Annotated in this window: 14 protein-coding genes; 3 read left to right on the top strand and 11 right to left on the bottom strand. The window is 73.3% G+C overall.

Features of this window, described 5'->3' with window-relative positions:
* Positions 1 to 56: 56 nt before the first annotated feature.
* The 7 genes from ABZ934_RS17860 to ABZ934_RS17830 form a co-directional block, all read right to left on the bottom strand.
* The gene (locus ABZ934_RS17860; protein WP_361313742.1) at positions 57 to 878 is read right to left on the bottom strand and encodes a CoA ester lyase; all 822 of its coding nucleotides are present in this window, start codon (positions 876 to 878) and stop codon (positions 57 to 59) included.
* Complete coding sequence (locus ABZ934_RS17855) at positions 875 to 2,140, bottom strand: CoA transferase (RefSeq protein WP_361313740.1); 1,266 nt, start codon at positions 2,138 to 2,140, stop codon at positions 875 to 877. The genes ABZ934_RS17860 and ABZ934_RS17855 overlap by 4 nt, the downstream gene beginning before the upstream one ends.
* The gene (gene rbsK / locus ABZ934_RS17850; RefSeq protein WP_361313737.1) at positions 2,137 to 3,036 is read right to left on the bottom strand and encodes a ribokinase; all 900 of its coding nucleotides are present in this window, start codon (positions 3,034 to 3,036) and stop codon (positions 2,137 to 2,139) included. The genes ABZ934_RS17855 and rbsK overlap by 4 nt, the downstream gene beginning before the upstream one ends.
* The gene (locus ABZ934_RS17845) at positions 3,033 to 4,721 is read right to left on the bottom strand and encodes an ADP-ribosylglycohydrolase family protein (RefSeq protein WP_361313859.1); all 1,689 of its coding nucleotides are present in this window, start codon (positions 4,719 to 4,721) and stop codon (positions 3,033 to 3,035) included. The genes rbsK and ABZ934_RS17845 overlap by 4 nt, the downstream gene beginning before the upstream one ends.
* Positions 4,722 to 4,977: 256 nt before the next feature.
* The gene (locus ABZ934_RS17840) at positions 4,978 to 6,132 is read right to left on the bottom strand and encodes an ADP-ribosylglycohydrolase family protein (protein WP_361313734.1); all 1,155 of its coding nucleotides are present in this window, start codon (positions 6,130 to 6,132) and stop codon (positions 4,978 to 4,980) included.
* Positions 6,129 to 7,589 (bottom strand): ADP-ribosylglycohydrolase family protein, encoded by a 1,461-nt coding sequence (locus ABZ934_RS17835; protein ID WP_361313731.1) that lies wholly within the window; start codon positions 7,587 to 7,589, stop codon positions 6,129 to 6,131. The genes ABZ934_RS17840 and ABZ934_RS17835 overlap by 4 nt, the downstream gene beginning before the upstream one ends.
* A gap of 347 nt (positions 7,590 to 7,936) precedes the next feature.
* Complete coding sequence (locus ABZ934_RS17830; protein WP_361313729.1) at positions 7,937 to 8,923, bottom strand: ADP-ribosylglycohydrolase family protein; 987 nt, start codon at positions 8,921 to 8,923, stop codon at positions 7,937 to 7,939.
* Between the two features lie 319 nt (positions 8,924 to 9,242).
* On the opposite strand from ABZ934_RS17830, the gene ABZ934_RS17825 reads away from it, so the two are divergent.
* From ABZ934_RS17825 to ABZ934_RS17815, 3 genes are all read left to right on the top strand, one after another.
* Positions 9,243 to 9,974 (top strand): VIT1/CCC1 transporter family protein, encoded by a 732-nt coding sequence (locus tag ABZ934_RS17825; RefSeq protein WP_361313726.1) that lies wholly within the window; start codon positions 9,243 to 9,245, stop codon positions 9,972 to 9,974.
* A 435-nt stretch (positions 9,975 to 10,409) separates the two neighbouring features.
* Complete coding sequence (gene gltB / locus ABZ934_RS17820; protein WP_361313856.1) at positions 10,410 to 14,951, top strand: glutamate synthase large subunit; 4,542 nt, start codon at positions 10,410 to 10,412, stop codon at positions 14,949 to 14,951.
* Positions 14,944 to 16,404, top strand: a complete 1,461-nt coding sequence (locus ABZ934_RS17815; protein WP_361313724.1) for a glutamate synthase subunit beta — start codon at positions 14,944 to 14,946, stop codon at positions 16,402 to 16,404. Before gltB ends, ABZ934_RS17815 begins: the two co-directional genes overlap by 8 nt.
* A 206-nt stretch (positions 16,405 to 16,610) precedes the next feature.
* On the opposite strand, the gene ABZ934_RS17810 is transcribed toward ABZ934_RS17815, so the two are convergent.
* The 4 genes from ABZ934_RS17810 to ABZ934_RS17795 are packed head-to-tail and all read right to left on the bottom strand — an operon-like array spanning position 16,611 to position 19,480.
* On the bottom strand, positions 16,611 to 17,123 hold the full coding sequence (locus ABZ934_RS17810; RefSeq protein WP_361313722.1) for a hypothetical protein: 513 nt from the start codon (positions 17,121 to 17,123) through the stop codon (positions 16,611 to 16,613).
* A gap of 2 nt (positions 17,124 to 17,125) precedes the next feature.
* Positions 17,126 to 17,623, bottom strand: a complete 498-nt coding sequence (locus tag ABZ934_RS17805; RefSeq protein ID WP_361313719.1) for a hypothetical protein — start codon at positions 17,621 to 17,623, stop codon at positions 17,126 to 17,128.
* 36 nt (positions 17,624 to 17,659) lie between these two features.
* Positions 17,660 to 19,000 carry a hypothetical protein gene (locus ABZ934_RS17800; protein ID WP_361313717.1) on the bottom strand — a complete coding sequence of 447 codons (1,341 nt, stop codon included), beginning with the start codon at positions 18,998 to 19,000 and terminating at the stop codon, positions 17,660 to 17,662.
* Positions 19,001 to 19,009: 9 nt separating this feature from the next.
* Entirely contained in the window at positions 19,010 to 19,480 is a 471-nt protein-coding gene (locus ABZ934_RS17795) for a hypothetical protein (protein ID WP_361313714.1), read from the bottom strand.
* Between the last annotated feature and the right edge of the window lie 250 nt (positions 19,481 to 19,730).

The following is a 19,730-nucleotide window of genomic DNA, read 5'->3' as shown; positions in this document are numbered from 1 at the left end:
GGGCGTCGCGCGACCGCGCGGCGCCCCCTTCGTGTTCCGTGCGGCCGGGGCAACCGTCAGGAGGGGATGGGGGATTCCCGGCGCGCGAGGGCGACCACCCGTTCCGCCCCGGCCAGCATCGCCGGATCGACGAAACGGCCGTCGGGCAGGGCCACCGCGCCCGGGGTGAGGCGGGCCGCGGCCATGATCTGCTCGGCGGCGACGACCTCTTCCGGGGCGGGGAGGTAGGCCCGTTCGATCACCGGGAGCTGACGGGGGTGGATGGCCGCCCGGCCCAGGAAGCCCAGCGCACGGCCCCGGGCGCAGGAGACGGCCAACGCCTCCAGGTCCCGGATGTCGGGGAACACCGACTGCGCGGGCGGGGCCAGGCCGGCGGCCCGCGCCGCGACCACCACCCGCGAGCGCGGCCAGTCCAGGCCCGCCTCGGAGCCGATGCCCAGATCGGCCCGCAGATCCGCCTCGCCGAGGGACAGCCCGCGCAGGCAGGGGTGGGCGCGGGCGATCTCGTAGGCCCGTTCCACACCCAGCGCGGACTCCAGCAGCGCGTACAGGGGCACCCCGCCGGTGCGGTCGGCGACCGTCGTGATCTGCTCGGGCGCGGAGATCTTGGGCAGGCGCAGGCCCGCGAGACCCGGCAGGCCGGTGAGCGCGGTGAGGTCGGCGCCCGCCCAGGGGGAGTCCAGCGCGTTGACCCGGACGTGGACGGGGACCGTGGGCCGCTCGGTGAGCAGTTCGGCGGTCGCGGCGCGGGCGTACTCCTTGCGGGAGAGCGAGACCGCGTCCTCCAGGTCCACGATGACGGCGTCGGCCCCCGAGTGGAGGGCCTTCCAAACCACTTCGGGCCGGTCACCGGGTGCGTACAACCAGGTGAGGATCATAGGACCCCTTCCTTGCGGAGAGCGGTGATCTCGGCCTCGGTCAGGCCGAGTTCGGTGAGGACGGCGTCGGTGTCGGCGCCGTGCGGACGGCCCGCCCAGCGGATCGCGCCGGGCGTCCCGGACAGCCGGAAGAGGACGTTCTGCATGCGCAGCGGTCCCAGCTCCGGGTCCTCGACCTCGGTGAGGGTGCCGAGCGCCGCGTACTGCGGATCGACCATCACGTCGCGTACGTCGTTGACGGGGGCGACGGCCGCTTCGGCCTCCTCGAAGGCGGCCACCACCTCGTCGGCCTTGTGCCGGGCGATCCAGCCGCCGACCGCCTCGTCGAGCACCGGTGCGTGGGCGGCCCGGCCGGAGCCGGTCGCGAACCAGGGCTCGGCGATCAGTTCGGCCCGGCCGACCAGGCGCAGGACGCGTTCCGCGACGGACTGGGCCGAGGCGGACACTGCCAGCCAGCGGCCGTCCGCGCTGCGGTAGGTGTTGCGTGGGGCGTTGTTGGTGGAGCGGTTGCCGGTGCGGGGCTGGACGTAGCCGAGCTGGTCGTACCAGAGCGGGTGCGGACCCAGCACCGTGAGGATCGGCTCGATGATGGCCAGGTCCACGACCTGCCCCCGCCCGGTGCGGTCGCGGCCCGCGAGCGCCGTCATCACGGCGTACGCGGTGGTCAGCGCGGCGATGGAGTCGGCGAGCCCGAACGGCGGCAGCGCGGGCGGGCCGTCCGGTTCCCCGGTGATCGCGGCGAAGCCGCTCATGGCTTCCGCGAGGGTGCCGAAGCCGGGGCGGCGGGCGTACGGGCCGTGTTGGCCGAAGGCCGTCACGCGGGCCAGGACCAGGCGCGGGTTGGCGGCGGACAGCTCCGGCCACCCCAGACCCCACCGTTCCAGGGTGCCGGGACGGAAGTTCTCGATGACCACGTCGGCGGTGGCGGCCAGCCGCAGCAGGGTGTCCCGGCCGCCCGGCGTGGACAGGTCGAGGGTCATCGTCCGCTTGTTCCGCCCGAGCAGCTTCCACCAGAGGCCGATGCCGTCCTTGGCGGGGCCGTGGCCCCGGGAGGGGTCGGGGCGCACCGGGTGCTCGACCTTGACCACCTCGGCGCCGAAGTCGCCCAGCAGGGTGGCGGCGAGGGGTCCGGCGAAGAGGGTCGCCAGGTCGAGGACGCGCAGCCCGGCGAGGGGGGCGGTGGCACGGGCGGCGCTGCCGGTCGTGTCGGCGGTGGTGCCGGGCGGGGCGGTGGCGCCGGGCGGGGCGGTGGTGCCGGTCATGGCCGCGCCGCCGCGAAGGCGTCGGTCTCGGCACGGGTCGGCATCGAGTCCTGGGCGCCGGGCCGCTGCACGGACAGCGCGGCCGCCGCCGACGCCCAACGCAGGGCCTCCGGCACGGGACGGCCCTCACCGAGGGCCACCGCGAGCGCTCCGACGAACGTGTCCCCGGCGGCGGTGGTGTCCACCGCCCGGACCGGGGGCGCGGGCAGGGTCAGCGGCTCGCGGTCCCGGGCCGCGTAGAGGACTCCGGCCGCCCCGAGGGTGACCACCACCTCGGGCACGACCCGGAGCAGGGCCTCGGCCGCCGCGTACGGGTCGGTGAGCCCGGTGAGGGCGGCGGCCTCGTGCTCGTTGGGCACCAACACGTCGATGACATCCAGTAGTTCGGGCGGCAGCGGCTGGACCGGGGCGGGCGTGAGGACGGTTCGGACGCCGTGCGACCGGGCGGCCCGCGCCCCCGCGAGGACGGCCTCCAGGGGCAGTTCGAGCTGGAGGAGCAGGCAGTCGGCGGCGCCGATCCGGGAGTCGTCGCCCGTTTCCAGACCGGTGACGAGGCCGTTCGCACCCGGGATGACGATGATGCTGTTGGCGCCCTCCGCGTCGACGGTGATGTGCGCGGTGCCGCTGGGGCCCTCGACGGTGCGCAGCGAGGCCGTCTCGACCCCGGCGTCCGCGAGCGCGTCGCGCAGCCGTACACCGAACGCGTCGGCGCCCACCGCCCCGATCATCACCACCTCTCCGCCGCAACGGGCGGCGGCCACCGCCTGGTTGGCGCCCTTGCCGCCCGGGACCGTACGGAAGGCGGTCCCGGTGACGGTCTCGCCGAGCCGGGGGGCCTTGGGGACGTAGGCGACGAGGTCCATGTTCGTACTGCCGAGCACGGCGATGGCCGTCATGAGCGGGCTGCCTCCTGTGCGGTGAGGTGGGCGAGGGTGTCGAAGCCGACGCCGTCGAAACCGGCGACGGTGGTGGCGAGGCGGTTCTTCAGCGGCGCGGCCCAGCGGTGCGGGACCTCGCCCGCGACGAGCGCGGCGAGGGAGCCGGCGGTCGCGCCGTTGGAGTCGGTGTCCCAGCCGCCGGACACGGCGCGGCACACCGAGTGGGTGAAGTCGCCGTCGGCGTGGGTGAGGGCGGCGGCGATGAGCGCCGTGTTGGGGACGGCGTGGACCCAGTGGTACTGGCCGTGGCGGGCGTGGAGTTCGTCCACGACGCGGTCGAAGTCGGCGTACCGCCCGGCGGTGTCGACGGCGTGACGGACGGCGGCGGCGAGCCGTGAGCGGGGTGGCACGACGGCCAGGCCGGCACGGAGCGCGGTGTGTACGTCGGCGTGGCCGGTGGCGGCCTCGGCGATGGCGGCGGCGACGAAGAGGGCCGCGTAGACACCGTTCGCGGTGTGGCTGAGGACGGCGTCGCGGTAGGCCGAGGCCGCGGCGGCGGCCGGGTCGCCGGGGTGGGTCCAGCCGTGGACGTCGGCGCGGATGAGGGCGCCGATCCACTCGCGGAAGGGGTTGTGGTGCGTGGCGGTGGCCGGGGGTTCCAGACCGAGGAGGAGGTTGCGGTACGCGACGCGCTCGGCGGTGAAGGTGCGGCCGGCCGGGAGCTCGTCGAGCCACAGGCGGCCGACGTCGGCGGTGGTGAAGGCCTTGCCGTGGCGCTGGAGGAGGAGCAGGCCGAGGAGGGGGTAGTCGAGGTCATCGTCCTCGGGGGCGCCGTCGATGTTCTCGGCGAGGGAGGTGGGGGCGGAACGGCGGTTCCAGGGGTACGCGGCCAGCAGCCCGGCAGGCACGCCGCGGGCGGTGAACCAGTCGTCGAGGGGCCAGTTGCCGGTGGCGCGGGCCAGTGCGCGGATGCCGTCCAGGGGCAGCTTCTCGACCGGCTTCCCGAGCACGCACCCGACGGCCCGCCCGACCCAGGCGGCCTCCAGCCGCGCCACGAACCGTGCGTCCGGGACGCCGGGGCGGGGGCCGAGGTGTGCCCCGGGGTCCGCGCCGGCGGGGCGGCCCTGCGGCGCCGGCGGGTGGGCCGGAACCCCCTGACCGGGGTGGGGGCGTGCCGAGGACCCCGCCTGGGGGAAGGGGAGTGCTTCCGGCGCCGGGGCGGGTGCGGACGGGAGGATTTGCGGCCCGCGGCCGGGGTGAGGGTGTGCCTCCGGGTGGGGGGCCGGGCTCGGGTTGTTCCCGGGGTGGGGGCCCGGGAGCCGGTCCGGGTGCGTTTGGGGCCCCCGGCCGGTCAGGCGGGTCTGCGGCGCCGGCGCGTGGGCGGGGTGCGCCCCGGGCGTCGGGGCGGTCGTCGGTTCCGGCGTGGGGGTGGTGGGGGTGGGCCAGGTGGCGGTGATGGCCTGCCAGGAATCCGGCTCGTCCGGGGCCGAGGGGGAGGGGAGCGCCGCCAGCGCGGTGAGGAGGTGGTTCGCCAGGGCGCGGAGTTCGGGGTCGGCGGGGGAGGGGGAGGCGCCGGCCCGGTCCGGGGCCGGGTGCCCGCCGGCCGCGAGCCAGGCGTGCAGCAGCGGTTCCGCGTCCCGCCCGTCCTGCGCGGCCTGCCGCAGCTCGTGGCCGACCAGGTCCTCCGGCTGGACCCACGTCAGCCGTACGGTCCCGGCGAGTGCGCCGTGCGCCGGGCGCGTTGCCGGAACCGGTTCGGTCCCTCCCGGTTGGGCCGTACCGGCCGGCCCGGGCCCGGTCACCCCAGGCCCCGCTTCAGCCCCGCGGGCCCGTGACGACCGTCGCCTCGTGCGCGCCGACCGGCCGGTCGTGCCGGTCCGGGGTCGCCGGCGAGGTGGCGTTGGCCGGTCCGGGCGTGGGGCGGCCGGGCCGGCCGGGGGCGGTGGGCGGTTCGGGGCGTCATCGGGGGATTGCGATCGAGGTGAAGGCCGCTTCGTGGGCGCGGCGTCGGGAGCGGTCCCGGGCGAAGACCTCGCGGGCCACAGCCGCCAGCGCCGCCGCCGGGGCGTGGAGGTCGAGGCGGCTCGCCTCCGCGACCCGCTTCGCCCAGACCTCCGGTACGGCCGCGAGACCGTTCAGGGCCCCCGACAGCGCCCCCGCCATCGTGGCGGTCGAGTCGCAGTCCCGTCCGTAGTTCACCGCTCCGAGCACCGCGCCCTCGTACGCCCCGCCCGCGACCAGCAGCATGCCGAGGGCGATCGGGAGTTCCTCGATCGAGTGCAGCCGCGACGGCCGCCGGGCGCCCAGCGACGGCTCGCGGTAGTCGGGTCCGACCGAGTCGTACGGGGCGACCGCCTCCCGCAGCGGGACCAGCGCCGACTCGAAGTCCCGATGGCCGCGCGCGACGTCCCGGACCGCCTCGATGGCCGCCCGGGTGCCGTCCTTCGCCAGGGACACGGCCGTGTCCACCACCGAGCCCGCCGTAGCCCCCGGCACGCACGCCGCGGCCACCGCCGCCGCGAACACGCCCGCCGCCTCCCGCCCGTACGAGGACTGGTGGGCCCCGGCGACGTCCAGCGCCTCCGCGTACGCTGCTTCGGGATGGCCCGCGTTGACCAGCCCGACCGGCGCCATGTACATCGCCGCCCCGCAGTTGACGATGTTTCCGGTACCCGCCTCGCGCGGGTCGGCGTGCGCGTAGTGCAGCCGCGTCACGATCCACTTCTCCGCGAGGAAGATCCGCTGGAGGGGCAGCGCGTCGGCTTCGAGTTCCGGGATCCAGCGGGGGTTCGTCATCAGGTCCGGTACCAGGTGGTCGGCGACCGCGTAGGCGTCGAGGTGGTCGCGCACGGCCTCGTAGACCCGTACCAGGGCGTGCGTCATCAGGGTGTCGTCGGTGACGTGCCCGTCGCCCTTGTGGTACGGGGCGATGGGGCGGGCGGTGCGCCAGTCCTCGTACCAGGGGCCGACGATGCCGTGCACGCGGCCGCCGTGCCGCTCGACGATCCGGTCCGGGGACCAGCCCTCCACCGGGCCGCCGAGGGCATCGCCGACGGCCGCGCCGACCAGACAGCCGGCCGCCCGGTCGTCGAGCGAGAGGGGGGTGAGCGTCATGTCCGAATCATCCCTTGGGGTGCGGGCGCCGCGTGGGCGCGGGGCCGAGTGTCTTGGGACCGGGTGGCTTGGGGCGAGGTGAGTTCCGTGCGGGCGAGGAGCGCGGCGAGCTCGACCAGGTCGGTTCCGGCGAGGCGGGGGAGGGCGCAGCCGGAGAGGGTGCGGCAGGCTTCGCGCCAGGCGGCGGGGAGGCAGTCGCCACCGCCCAGGGCACCGGTGAGGGCCCCGGCGAGCGCGGGTGCGGAGTCCGCCACGCGCGAGAGGCAGGCGGCGGCGGGAACGGCCTCGGCGACGTTGCCCCGGGCCGCGCTGACCAGGGCGAGTGCGACGGGTACGGTCTCTGCGGCGGCGATCCCGTAGCTGTAGACGTGGTCGACGATCTGGTGCTCCAACAGCGGGACCAGGGCGAAGGCACCGCCGCCGGCGTCGGCGCGGGCGAGCTTGACGGCGTGGCGGGCGTTGCGGCCGATCTCGGTGGCTTCGGGGAGTTGCTCCAGGGCGGCGTCGACGGCGGCGTCGGTGTCCCCGCCGGCCAGGGCGGTGGCGAGGGCGGCGGCCATGGCGCGGGCGCCGTGGACGCCGTCGCCGTCCTGGGTGTAGCGGGCGTCGAACTCGGCGAGGTCCGCCGCCGCGCGGGGGTCGCCCGGGTGGACGACGGCGAGGACGCAGGCGCGGACGCAAGCGGCGTCGTCGAAGTAGTGCGGGTTGTCGTGACCGGTGGCGGGCGGGCGCAGGCCGGCGGCGAGGTTGCCGAGGCCGGCGCGGACGGAGATGCGGGCGCGCAGGGGCAGGACGGCGGACTCCACCTCGGGCGCGCGTTCGGCCGCGGCGGCGACCTCGCTGGCCAGTGCGTTCCAGGCGAGGTCGATGGCGGCGCGCATCCGGCGGGACCGGGAGAGGTCGCTGAGCAGGACACCGGCGGCGGTCAGGACGGACTCGGCGGCGAAGGCGGCCCATTCGGCGTCGTCGGAGGGGCCGAGGCGCAGGGGTTCGGGTGGCTGGTTGAGGGCGATGGGGACGGGGAGGGTGGTGGTGGCGTTCTGCTCGGCGAAGGTGTCGAGCTCGCGGGTGAGACGACGGGTCCACTCCGGCATCCGACTGGCCCGGTGCCGGGCGGCGGGCCATCCGGCGGCGTCGCCTGCGGCGAGCCCGAGCAGCAACCCCTCGATCCGCCGGGGCCCGTCCGGGGCAGCCGATACGGCACCCGCCCGCGCGGTGGCGGGTCCTGTACGGGCCTGCGCCCCGCGGGCCCGGACGCCGGCCCGGGCGCCGGGCGGGGCGGCCGTCGGGGGGACCGCCCGGGTGGCGGTCGGGGTACGGGCCTCAGGGCGCGTGGGGTCGGCGGGGCGCTCCCCCTCCGTGGGACCGGTCCGCGGACGGCCGCCCCCGGCCGGATCGGCGGAGCCGGTGGCGTACGGCCCGGTCACCCCGCCGTAGCCGGCCCCGCCCTGCCGCACCCAGCCGCCGCCGGGGCTGCCGTCTCCGGGCCGGTCGCCCGTAGGGGTTCGCGCCGGGTCAGGCCCCGCCGGTTCCGGTGCCGGACGGAGGTGGTCCGGCGGGGTTGCGGCCGGGTCCGGTTCGGTTGCCGCCGGTGCGGGACGCTGGTCGCGCGGGCTGCGGGCGGGGCTTTCCCCGCCCGCGCCGGCCGTACGGTCCCGGCCGTGGCGGGGGGCAGCCGGGTCCCGCTCGGCCGCCCCGGGGGCGCGGGGCGGCTCCGTCGGTTCCGGGGGGCGAACCGGCCGGGCGTCCGGCGCGGGGTCGGGGAGCGCCGGGCGGGGGGTCGGTTCGTAGGGAGGCGGCGGGGTCACCGGGTCGGCTCGGTTTCCGGGGTGAGGAGGTCCGCGATGTCCAGGACGTGGTAGCCCCGCATGGAGGGGAGGCAGCTACCCCGTACCGGCCCGATCGCCGACGCCCACGCCGTCGGGATCGCCCGCACCCCCGACAACGCACCCGACAGCGCCCCCGCCACCGCCGCCGTCGTGTCCGCGTCGCGCCCCATGTTGACCGCTGTCAGGACGGACTCCGCGAAGTCCCCGCGGGCAGCCGCGAACGCCCCGAACGCCAGGCCCACGGCCTCCGGGGCCAGGTCCGTCCACGGGTAGCCGCCGATCACCACCGCCGAGCGCACCGCCCGTTCCCCGCGCGGGGCCGCCGTCACGGCCCTGCGCAGGGAGCGCGCGGTCCAGGAGTCCGAGGGGATCACCGACAGGGCCGCCGAGACCACCGAGGCCGGGGAGCCGCCCGCCATCGCCGCCGCGACGCCGGCCGCGACCGCCTGGCCGCCGTAGATGCCCTCGCCGTCGTGGCTGACCGAGCCGTCGATCGCCACCAGCCGCGCGGCCTCCGCCGGCCGCCCCGCCGCGAACACCCCGAACGGGGCCGCCCGCATGGCCAACCCGTCCGACCAGGCGTGCCGGTGCTGCGCCGAGATGGGCGCGGCCAGGCCCCGGCGGAGGTTCTCCAGGGTGCCGCGCTCGGAGAAGCCCGCGCCCCGGAACGGCCCCTCGTCCAGGTCGGCGATCCAGTGGTGCCAGGCCCGTTCCACGTGGGCGACCGCGAGCGCCGACCCGTGGCGGGCGAGCAGCAGCCCGGAGAAGATCGCGTACTCCGTGTCGTCGGTCCCCGCCGGATCGTCGGAGACGAACCCCTCGATCCGGCCCCACTTCGCCCGGATCTGCGACGGCTTCATGTTCTCCGCGGGGGCGCCCAGCGCGTCACCCACCGCCAGTCCCAGAAGCGCGCCCCTGGCCCGTTCGAGGAGGATCTGCGGATCGCATGCAATCAGCTCCATCGCGCGCCTCTCCACTTGATGGGACTCATCATGAGCCCTTGGGGGATTTGTGCCACGGGATGACGTTTGTCGCTCGCCGCGAAACACCCCCCGAACGTCGCCGTCACCCGGTCGCCGACCCGCGAAACCCCAGGTAAGTACGGCCTTCCTTGCTGGCGGACGAAGGAAATCGTGCGTAGTTTCGAGATGTTCAGGGGGAGTGGCCGCCTGCGCGTCGCCTTCGCGTACCCGCTCGCACGAAAGAACTCGAAAAGGCTCGAAAAGGCTCGGCGAGGCTCGAAAGGGCTCGGCAAGGCTCGACATAGGGGAGATCCGGCGCATGTCCATCATCGACACCGAAGCACCACTGCACACCGCCCACCGCGACAACCACACCCACCGTGACGTCAACGGCGGATGGCTGCGGCCGGCCGTGTTCGGTGCCATGGACGGACTCGTCTCCAACCTCGCCTTGATGACCGGTGTGGCGGGCGGTGCGGTGGCCCCGCAGACCATCGTCATCACCGGCCTGGCCGGCCTGGCCGCCGGCGCCTTCTCGATGGCCGCCGGCGAATACACCTCGGTCGCCTCGCAGCGTGAGCTCGTCCTCGCGGAACTCGACGTCGAACGCCAGCAGTTGCGCAAGCACCCGGTCGACGAGATGGAGGAGCTGGCCGAGCTGTACGTATCGCGCGGTGTCGAGCCCGCCCTCGCTCGCGAGGTCGCGATGCAGCTCTCCCGCGACCCGGAGCAGGCGCTGGAGATACACGCCCGCGAGGAACTGGGCATCGACCCCGACGACCTGCCGTCGCCGCTGGTCGCCGCCGTCTCGTCGTTCACCTCGTTCGCGCTGGGCGCTGTGTTGCCCCTGCTGCCCTACCTGCTCGGCGCGACCGCCCTGTGGCCGGCCGTGCTGCTGGCCCTGGTGGGTCTCTTCGCCTGCGGGGCGGTCGTCGCCCGGGTCACCGCCCGGTCGTGGTGGTTCAGCGGGGTGCGCCAGCTCGTCCTGGGCGGCGCGGCCGCCGTTGTGACGTACATCCTGGGAACCTGGATCGGCGGCGTCGTAGGCTGACCGGCGCAGGAGTGAGACACTATGCAGAGCACCGCATAAATTAATCATTACCTCGCGGTTTCGAGCACATCACCGCAGGGAATCACACCAGGGCTCCCCATGGCCGCCCGGCCGCGGGGAGCTTCAGGGCAATGAAGCCCTCGCCCACGGGCGAACCCACGGGCAGTGCCCCCGGCAATGAAGCCGAGGGGTGAAGCCCGCCTCCCGGCTCCGGGACCTCTCCTTTCTGCCTGCGCCACGGCACGCGCGGTGTCCGCATGGTGGAACGTGATATCCACTTCGCGGGATCGCCGTCATCATGTAACCTGCACGAAATTTCGCAGAGGGCCAACGTCGTCCCTCGGCACGCACCTTGCCACGACGACGACGGGAGAGCCGATGCGTTCCGCATCCACGCACTCCGCGACCGGCCCCAGCACCATCGCCTGGTCGCCCATGGACGGTCGCCCCGCCCCCCAGGGCATGTACGACCCGCGCAACGAGCACGACGCCTGTGGCGTCGGCTTTGTGGCCAACCTCAGCGGCGAGGCCGGCCACGCACTGGTCGAGCAGGCGCTGACCGTACTGCGGAACCTCGAACACCGCGGCGCCACCGGATCCGAGCCGGACTCGGGCGACGGCGCCGGAATCCTCTCCCAGGTCCCCGACGCGTTCCTGCGCGCGGTGGCCGGCTTCGATCTCCCCGATGCAGGCGCCTACGCCGTCGGCATCGCCTTCCTCCCCGCCGACGGCTCCGCACAGGCCGTCGCCGTGGAGCGGATCGAGGCGATGGCGGCCGAGGAGAACCTGACGGTCCTCGGCTGGCGTGAGGTCCCGGTCACCCCGGACCTGCTCGGCAACGGCGCCCGCGCCACCATGCCCGTCTTCCGCCAGATCTTCGTGACCGACGGCGACAGCACGGGCCTCGCGCTCGACCGCAAGGCCTTCGTGCTGCGCAAGCGCGCCGAGCGGGAGGCCGGGGTCTACTTCCCCTCGCTCTCCGCCCGCACCATCGTCTACAAGGGCATGCTGACCACCGGCCAGCTGGAGCCGTTCTTCCCGGACCTCTCCGACCGCCGCTTCGCGTCGGCGCTCGCCCTGGTCCACTCCCGGTTCTCTACGAACACCTTCCCGTCCTGGCCGCTCGCCCACCCGTACCGCTTCGTCGCGCACAACGGCGAGATCAACACGGTCAAGGGCAACCGGAACTGGATGAAGGCCCGCGAGTCCCAGCTGGCCTCGGAGGTCTTCGGCGAGGGCGCGCTGGAGCGCATCTTCCCCATCTGTACGCCCGACGCCTCCGACTCGGCCTCCTTCGACGAGGTCCTGGAGCTGCTCCACCTCGGCGGCCGGTCGCTGCCCCACAGCGTGCTGATGATGATCCCGGAGGCGTGGGAGAACCACACCTCCATGGACCCGGCCCGGCGCGCCTTCTACCAGTACCACTCCACGATGATGGAGCCCTGGGACGGCCCGGCCTGCGTCACCTTCACCGACGGCACCCAGGTCGGCGCGGTCCTCGACCGCAACGGTCTGCGCCCCGGCCGTTACTGGGTCACCGACGAGGGCCTGGTCGTCCTGTCCTCCGAGGTCGGCGTGCTCGACATCGACCCGGCGAAGGTGGTCCGCAAGGGCCGCCTCCAGCCCGGCAAGATGTTCCTCGTCGACACCGCCCAGCACCGCATCGTCGAGGACGACGAGATCAAGACCGAGCTGGCCGCCGCCGCCCCGTACGCGGAGTGGTTGGAGACCGGCGAGATCGAGCTGACGGACCTGCCCGAGCGCGAGCACATCGTGCACACCCACGCCTCGGTCACCCGCCGCCAGCAGACCTTCGGCTACACCGAGGAAGAGCTGCGCGTCATCCTCGCGCCGATGGCCCGTACCGGCGGCGAACCGCTCGGCTCCATGGGCACGGACTCCCCGATCGCGGCCCTGTCCGAGCGCCCCCGGCTGCTCTTCGACTACTTCACGCAGCTGTTCGCGCAGGTCACCAACCCGCCGCTGGACGCCATCCGCGAGGAGCTCGTCACCTCGCTGCTGTCCTCGGTGGGCCCGCAGGGCAACCTGCTGGAGCCGACCGCCGCGTCCTGCCGCAGCGTGACCCTGCCCTTCCCCGTGATCGACAACGACGAGCTGGCCAAGCTCATCCACGTCAACGCCGACGGCGACATGCCGGGGATGAAGGCCGCCACCCTCTCGGGCCTCTACCGGGTCTCCGGCGGCGGCGAGGCGCTGGCCGCGCGGATCGAGGAGATCCGCGCCGAGGCCGACGCCGCCATCGAGAACGGCGCCCGTCTGATCGTCCTGTCGGACCGCCACTCGGACGCCGAGCACGCGCCGATCCCCTCGCTGCTGCTCACCTCCGCCGTGCACCACCACCTCATCGCCACCAAGCAACGCACCCAGGTGGGTCTGCTGGTCGAGGCCGGTGACGTCCGCGAGGTCCACCACGTCGCCCTGCTGATCGGCTACGGCGCGGCCGCCGTCAACCCGTACCTCGCCATGGAGTCCGTCGAGGACCTGCTGCGCGCCGGTACCTTCCTGTCCGGCCTGGAGCCGGAGCAGGCCATCAAGAACCTGATCTACGCGCTCGGCAAGGGCGTGCTGAAGGTCATGTCCAAGATGGGCATCTCCACCGTCGCCTCCTACCGCGGGGCCCAGGTCTTCGAGGCCGTCGGCCTGAACGAGGAGTTCGTCGGCACGTACTTCAGCGGCACCGCCACCAAGATCGGCGGCGCAGGCCTCGACGTCATCGCCAAGGAGGTGGCCGCGCGCCACGCCAAGGCGTACCCGGCCACCGGTATCGCGGCCACGCACCGTGCGCTGGACATCGGCGGCGAGTACCAGTGGCGTCGCGAGGGCGAGCCGCACCTGTTCGACCCGGAGACGGTCTTCCGCCTGCAGCACGCCACCCGCAACCGCCGCTACGACATCTTCAAGCAGTACACGGAGCGGGTGAACGAGCAGTCCGAGCGGCTGATGACGCTGCGCGGCCTCTTCGGCTTCAAGAGCGACCGCCCGTCCATCCCCGTGGACGAGGTCGAGTCGGTCGCGGACATCGTCAAGCGCTTCTCCACCGGCGCGATGTCGTACGGCTCCATCTCCAAGGAGGCGCACGAGACGCTCGCCGTCGCCATGAACCAGTTGGGCGCCAAGTCCAACACCGGTGAGGGCGGCGAGGACCCGGACCGCCTGTACGACCCGGCGCGCCGCTCCTCCATCAAGCAGGTCGCCTCCGGCCGCTTCGGCGTCACCAGCGAATACCTGGTCAACGCGGACGACATCCAGATCAAGATGGCGCAGGGCGCCAAGCCCGGCGAGGGTGGCCAGCTGCCCGGCCACAAGGTGTACCCGTGGGTCGCCAAGACCCGGCACTCCACCCCGGGCGTCGGTCTGATCTCCCCGCCGCCGCACCACGACATCTACTCCATCGAGGACCTGGCTCAGCTGATCCACGACCTCAAGAACGCCAACCCGGCCGCACGCATCCACGTGAAGCTGGTGTCGGAGGTCGGTGTCGGCACCGTCGCCGCCGGTGTCTCCAAGGCGCACGCGGACGTCGTCCTCATCTCCGGCCACGACGGCGGTACGGGCGCTTCCCCGCTCACCTCGCTCAAGCACGCGGGTGGCCCCTGGGAGCTCGGCCTCGCCGAGACCCAGCAGACCCTGCTGCTCAACGGGCTGCGCGACCGCATCGTGGTCCAGACGGACGGCCAGCTCAAGACCGGCCGCGACGTGATCATCGCCGCGCTGCTCGGCGCCGAGGAGTTCGGTTTCGCGACCGCGCCGCTCGTCGTCTCCGGCTGCGTCATGATGCGCGTCTGCCACCTGGACACCTGCCCGGTCGGCATCGCCACGCAGAACCCGGTCCTGCGCGACCGGTTCTCCGGCAAGCCCGAATTCGTCGTCAACTTCTTCGAGTTCATCGCGGAGGAGGTGCGCGAGCTCCTCGCCGAACTGGGCTTCCGCTCGATCGAGGAGGCCGTCGGCCACGCCGAGCTGCTCGACACCAGCAAGGCCGTCACGCACTGGAAGGCGCAGGGCCTCGACCTGGAGCCGCTCTTCCACGTGCCCGAGCTGCCCGAGGGCGCGGTCCGCCACGCCCTGATCGAGCAGGACCACGGGCTGGAGAAGGCCCTCGACAACGAGCTGATCGAGCTCGCCGCCGAGGCCCTGGGCGCGGAGAGCGCCGAGCAGGCCCAGCCGGTCCGGGCCCAGGTCGCGATCCGGAACATCAACCGGACCGTCGGCACGATGCTCGGCCACGAGGTCACCAAGAAGTTCGGCGGTGCGGGCCTGCCCGACAACACCATCGACCTGACCTTCACCGGTTCCGCGGGCCAGTCCTTCGGCGCCTTCCTGCCGAAGGGCGTCACCCTGCGCCTGGAGGGCGACGCCAACGACTACGTCGGCAAGGGCCTGTCGGGCGGCCGGGTCGTGGTCCGCCCCGACCGCGGCGCCGACCACCTCGCCGAGTTCTCGACCATCGCCGGCAACACCATCGGCTACGGGGCCACCGGCGGCGAGATGTTCCTGCGCGGCCGCACCGGCGAACGCTTCTGCGTCCGCAACTCCGGCGCCCTGGTCGTCTCGGAGGGCGTGGGCGACCACGGCTGCGAGTACATGACCGGCGGCACCGCCGTCGTCCTCGGCGAGACGGGCCGCAACTTCGCGGCCGGCATGTCGGGCGGTGTCGCTTACGTCGTCGACCTCGACCCGCGCAACGTCAACTCCGGCAACACGGAGGCCGTCGAGGCCCTCTCGGACGCCGACAAGCAGTGGCTGCACGATGTGGTGCGCCGCCACGAGGAGGAGACCGGCTCGACCGTGGCCGCGAAGCTCCTGGCTGACTGGTCCGTGTCCGCGGACCGCTTCAGCAAGATCATCCCGACCACGTACAAGGCAGTGCTCGCCGCCAAGGACGCCGCTGAGCGGGCCGGACTCTCCGAGTCCGAGACCACTGAGAAGATGATGGAGGCGGCGACCCATGGCTGACCCGAAGGGCTTCCTCACCACCCCGCGCGAGACCGCCTGTACCCGTCCCGTCGCCGAACGCGTCAAGGACTGGAACGAGGTCTACGTCCCCGGCTCCCTGCTGCCGATCATCAGCAAGCAGGCCGGCCGCTGCATGGACTGCGGCATCCCGTTCTGCCACAACGGCTGCCCGCTGGGGAACCTGATCCCGGAGTGGAACGACTTCGCGTACCGCGAGGACTGGACGGCGGCTTCGGAGCGGCTCCACGCGACGAACAACTTCCCTGAGTTCACGGGCCGCCTGTGCCCGGCGCCCTGTGAGTCGGCGTGCGTGCTCGGCATCAACCAGCCGGCCGTCACCATCAAGAACGTCGAAGTCTCGATCATCGACAAGGCGTGGGACAACGGCGACGTCACCCCGCAGCCCCCGGAGCGCCTGTCCGGCAAGACCGTCGCCGTCATCGGCTCGGGCCCGGCCGGTCTGGCCGCCGCCCAGCAGCTGACGCGGGCCGGTCACACCGTGGCGGTGTACGAGCGCGCCGACCGCATCGGCGGCCTGCTGCGCTACGGCATCCCCGAGTTCAAGATGGAGAAGGTGCACATCAACCGCCGCATCGAGCAGATGCGCGCGGAGGGCACCAAGTTCCGCACGGGCGTGGAGATCGGCCGCGACATCGACGCCGCGAAGCTGCGCAGGCGCTACGACGCGGTCGTCATCGCGGCCGGGGCCACCGTCTCGCGCGACCTGCCGGTGCCGGGGCGCGAGCTCAAGGGCATCCACTTCGCGATGGAGTACCTGCCGCTCGCCAACAAGGTGCAGGAGGGCGACTTCGTGGCGCCGCCCATCACCGCCGAGGGCAAGCACGTGGTCGTCATCGGCGGCGGCGACACGGGCGCGGACTGCGTGGGCACCGCCCACCGCCAGGGCGCGCTGTCGGTCACCCAGCTGGAGATCATGCCGAAGCCGTCCGAGGACCGCCCCGCCGGGCAGCCCTGGCCGACGTTCCCCATGCTCTACAAGGTCACGTCCGCGCACGAGGAGGGCGGCGAGCGGATCTACTCGGTCTCCACCACCCACTTCGAGGGCGACGAGGACGGCAACGTCCAGGCGCTGCACCTGATCGAGGTGGAGTTCGTGGACGGCAAGCTGGTCCAGAAGGAGGGCACCGAGCGCGTCCTCCCGGCGCAGTTGGTCACCCTCGCGATGGGCTTCACCGGCACCGACCAGGCCAACGGCCTGGTGGATCAGTTCGGCCTGGAGCTGGACGCCCGGGGCAACGTGGCGCGGGACGCCTCGTACGCGACCAACGTGGACGGCGTCTTCGTCGCCGGAGACGCGGGCCGCGGCCAGTCGCTGATCGTGTGGGCCATCGCGGAGGGCCGCTCGGCCGCCCGCGGCGTGGACCGCTTCCTGACCGGCGCCAGCACCCTCCCGTACCCGGTCAAGCCGACGGACCGCTCCCTGACCGTGTAGCCCTTTGGGATGCCGTGCTCGCGCCGTTCGGCCGTGGGCGGCCTTCCGGGCTTCGCCCGGCTGTGCCGGCCTCCGGCCGTCGGTGCGGGATCCCTCCCTCGCGGGAGACCCCTCATACGGTCCGTACAACGGTGTGCGGCACTCGACACAGCGCCCACCATGTCCCCGACCAGGGATGGTGGGCGCTGTGGCGTGCGGCAGGGGGTTCAGAGCCGGATCAGTACTCCGCGCCAGGTCCATCCCGCGCCCAGGACCGCCTTCCGCAAGGGGACCTTCAACTCCCGCGAGTCGAAGGCGAAGTCCTCGACCATGCGCCGGCGTCCATCGGGTCCCCGCTCGATCGTCCACCGCTTGGACACCGTGGTCACCTGTCCTCGGCCGTACTCGGCCGACGCGGCCAGCCGGGGCGTTTCCCCGACCCAGGTGACCTCCAGCTGCTCGTCGAGCGCCCGCACCTCGTGCTTGTCGGGGTCCAGGCGCATCCTCGTCTTGAGGGTCCGGTCCAGCCTGGTCTCCAGGAAGAAGTCGCGCCAGGCCGGTTCCAGGACCCGCCACTCGGCCACCAGGTCCGCCTTCTCCGCCGGCCGGGCGTTGCGTACCACGTACGGCTTGTCCGGGCTGTTGACCGCGAGCAGCGCCTCCCGCACCTGCGCGGCGGACAGCGGGGCGCCGTCGCCGTCCGGGTGCCGGGTGCCGGTGAGCCGGTCCCACAGACCCATCGTCAGGCCCCCGTCCCCGTGTCCGGGCGCACCGTGCGCAGGAACCGCTGGAAGTCCGGCAGGACCTCGTCGTGCTGTGCGGCGGTGGCGGTCAGGATCGAGCGGACCAGCGCCCGCTTGTGCGGGTCCGTGACGTCCGTGAGGGCCATGTAGACCTGGGACTGGACGAGGTCGCGGCGCACGCCGGCGACGACGGCCGTCAGGGCCAGCCGCTGCGTCAGGCCCGGCGAGGCAGCGGAACCGATCTCGTGGCGGGCGGCCACCGCCAAGGACTCGGCGGCTGCCCGCACCCGCTCCACCGACGCGTCGGCCAGTTCCTCCAGCGTCGTCCCGTCCGGCAGGAAGTCGCCGTCGACGGTGATGTTGGCCGTGAACCCGTCATCCGGCCGCGGACACAGGGCGATGAAGGCCACCTCCGGCGCGCCGACCTCGTCGGGCGGCGCGGCCCGCCAGCCCTCCGGCAGGCTGCATTCGATCGGCACGGGCAGTGTCGTGGGCATCCGGGGCCTTCTTTCCGTCTGGACGGGAAACGTACATCAGTCGAACCAGCCGCCGACGGTGTGCTTGATCGACCCGGCGGTGTCCCCGATCGCGTCGGCCGCGTCACCGAAGGCATCGCCGACCTTGCCGGGGTCGACCGTGAACTCGCCGCCCACGGCGCCGCCGACCCCGAGGGCCGCACCGACCTTGCCGCCGAAGTGGTACTTGCCGTCGTCGCCCTTGCCGAAGTCCCACTTCAGCTCGGCACCCGCCGCGCCGTACCAGCCCTCCGCCGTACCGCCGGCGCCGAGCCCGGCGACCTCGCCGCCTCCGGTCGCGCCGGCTTTCGCCCCGGCGAACGCCTGGAGCTTGCCCTTGATGCCGTCCTTGCCGACCCCGACACTGGCCGAAGCCTCGGCGCCGGCGAAGACCTCGGTCCGCTCGTAGCCGCCGAGGTACCCGTACTCGGCCTTCGCGCCGACCAATTCGCGGATGCCCACCGAGCCTTCGGTCTTGGCGGTGAAACCCGATTCGTTGAACCCGTAGTTCGCGGTGGCCCGGGCGCCCCCGTAGACGTCGTAGACGTCGGAGAACTTGACCCCGCCCTTGGTCGCCTCCCCTGCCTGGCTCAGGTGGAAGAGGTCGGCGTAGGCCTTGACCGAGCCTTCCTTGCCGTTCTTGACGCCGCTCACCTTGAAGCCCACGTCGGGTCCGGTCATCTTGAGGCCGTCGTCGTGCGTCTTGACGTCGGAGTCGGCGGCCTGCGCCGCCTTCGCGGCCTTCACGGCCTTGCCGAGATCGCCCTGGGCGTCCGAGTTGAACCCGGCGAGCGACATGTCGGCGCCCTTGCCGAAGGCGTCCTTGTTGCTGTCCACCACGACGGCCTCAAGGGCCAGCTTGACGTTCTGGTCGAGCTCGGTGACGGCCTTCACCCGATCGTCGACGTGCTGCTGCCACTTGGTGACGGCGGTGCGTATGGAGGTTTCGCCGTCGGGGTCGTGGTGGTAGGCGCTGCGCTCGGAGGGCGTGAGCTTGCCCCAGTCGAAGGCGACGTGGCCCTGCTCGGAGACCGTCATGCCGGCGGATATCGCGTCGGCGCGCGCGCTGTCGAGCTTGGCCTTGAGGCTGGTGAACTGCTCGTGGGCGTCCCGCAGCAGGCCGCCGATCGCCTTGGCCTGGATCTGCGCGGCCGAGTACTCGTAGCGGGTTCCCGCGAAACCCGACTGGGCGGAGCCGGCGCTGACACCGGACCAGCTGTCACCCATGGTGATCTTCTGCACGGTTTGGCCGTAGCGCGTCTCGACCTTGTTCAGCTCGCCCGCCATCGCCTCCCACTTGCCCGCGGCCGTCGTCAACAGACCCAGGTCGGTGGTCATGACCTCGTAGTAGCTCGGCACCCGAACCCCTTACAGGTTGTTCAGCTTCGAGCGCGAAGCGGTGAACTGGTTGTGTGTGGCGATGTCGTTGCCCGTGAAGAGGCCGGAGGCGCCGCGCAGGGCGCCCTTTTCCGCGTCGAGCCGGGCCATCAGGTTCTTCACCTGCTGGTCCCAGGTGTCAGCCACCTTCTTCAGGCCGACGGCGGTGTCCCACCCGTCGAAACCCTTGTGGGCGGCGTTGTGGGCTTCGTCGGCGTGCTCGGCGGCCGTCTTGGTGTTCGGCTGCAGCTCCGTCTGGATCGTGGCCGCCGCCTCCTTCTTCTGCGCGGGCGTCGAGGCGAAGTCGCCGGGACCCTTGCCCGGCGCGAACGGCCCGTACACGGGCGGCGACGAGGGGCCCGGACCTGACGGTTCCGGCGGCACGTGGTTCAGCCGCATGCCCACCTGCCCGTCCGGGGCGCCGGCGCCCGAACCCAGGTCCTGCTCGAAATCGCCTGCCATGTTTGAGCCTCCCCGTCGGCAATGGCCCGATCATATGCACGGCTGCTGTGAGCGGGCCAAGCCGCCCCGCGCCTCTTCGCTTTGGGCTCGCGTGGCGCCAACTCCCGCTCGCGCAGCGCCGACTGGAGCTCACGCGGAGGAACGGGGATGCGGCTGCGGGGCCGTCGGGTGACGGGGCCGAGGAGGGTCGCTCGTGCGGGTGACCGCCGCCCGGGGCCCGCGCGGGCGGCGCCGCGCGACGCCGTCGACC

This window comes from Streptomyces sp. NPDC046557, assembly GCF_040645975.1.
Classification (GTDB): domain Bacteria; phylum Actinomycetota; class Actinomycetes; order Streptomycetales; family Streptomycetaceae; genus Streptomyces.
This window is presented reverse-complemented; position numbering and strand designations above follow the sequence as displayed.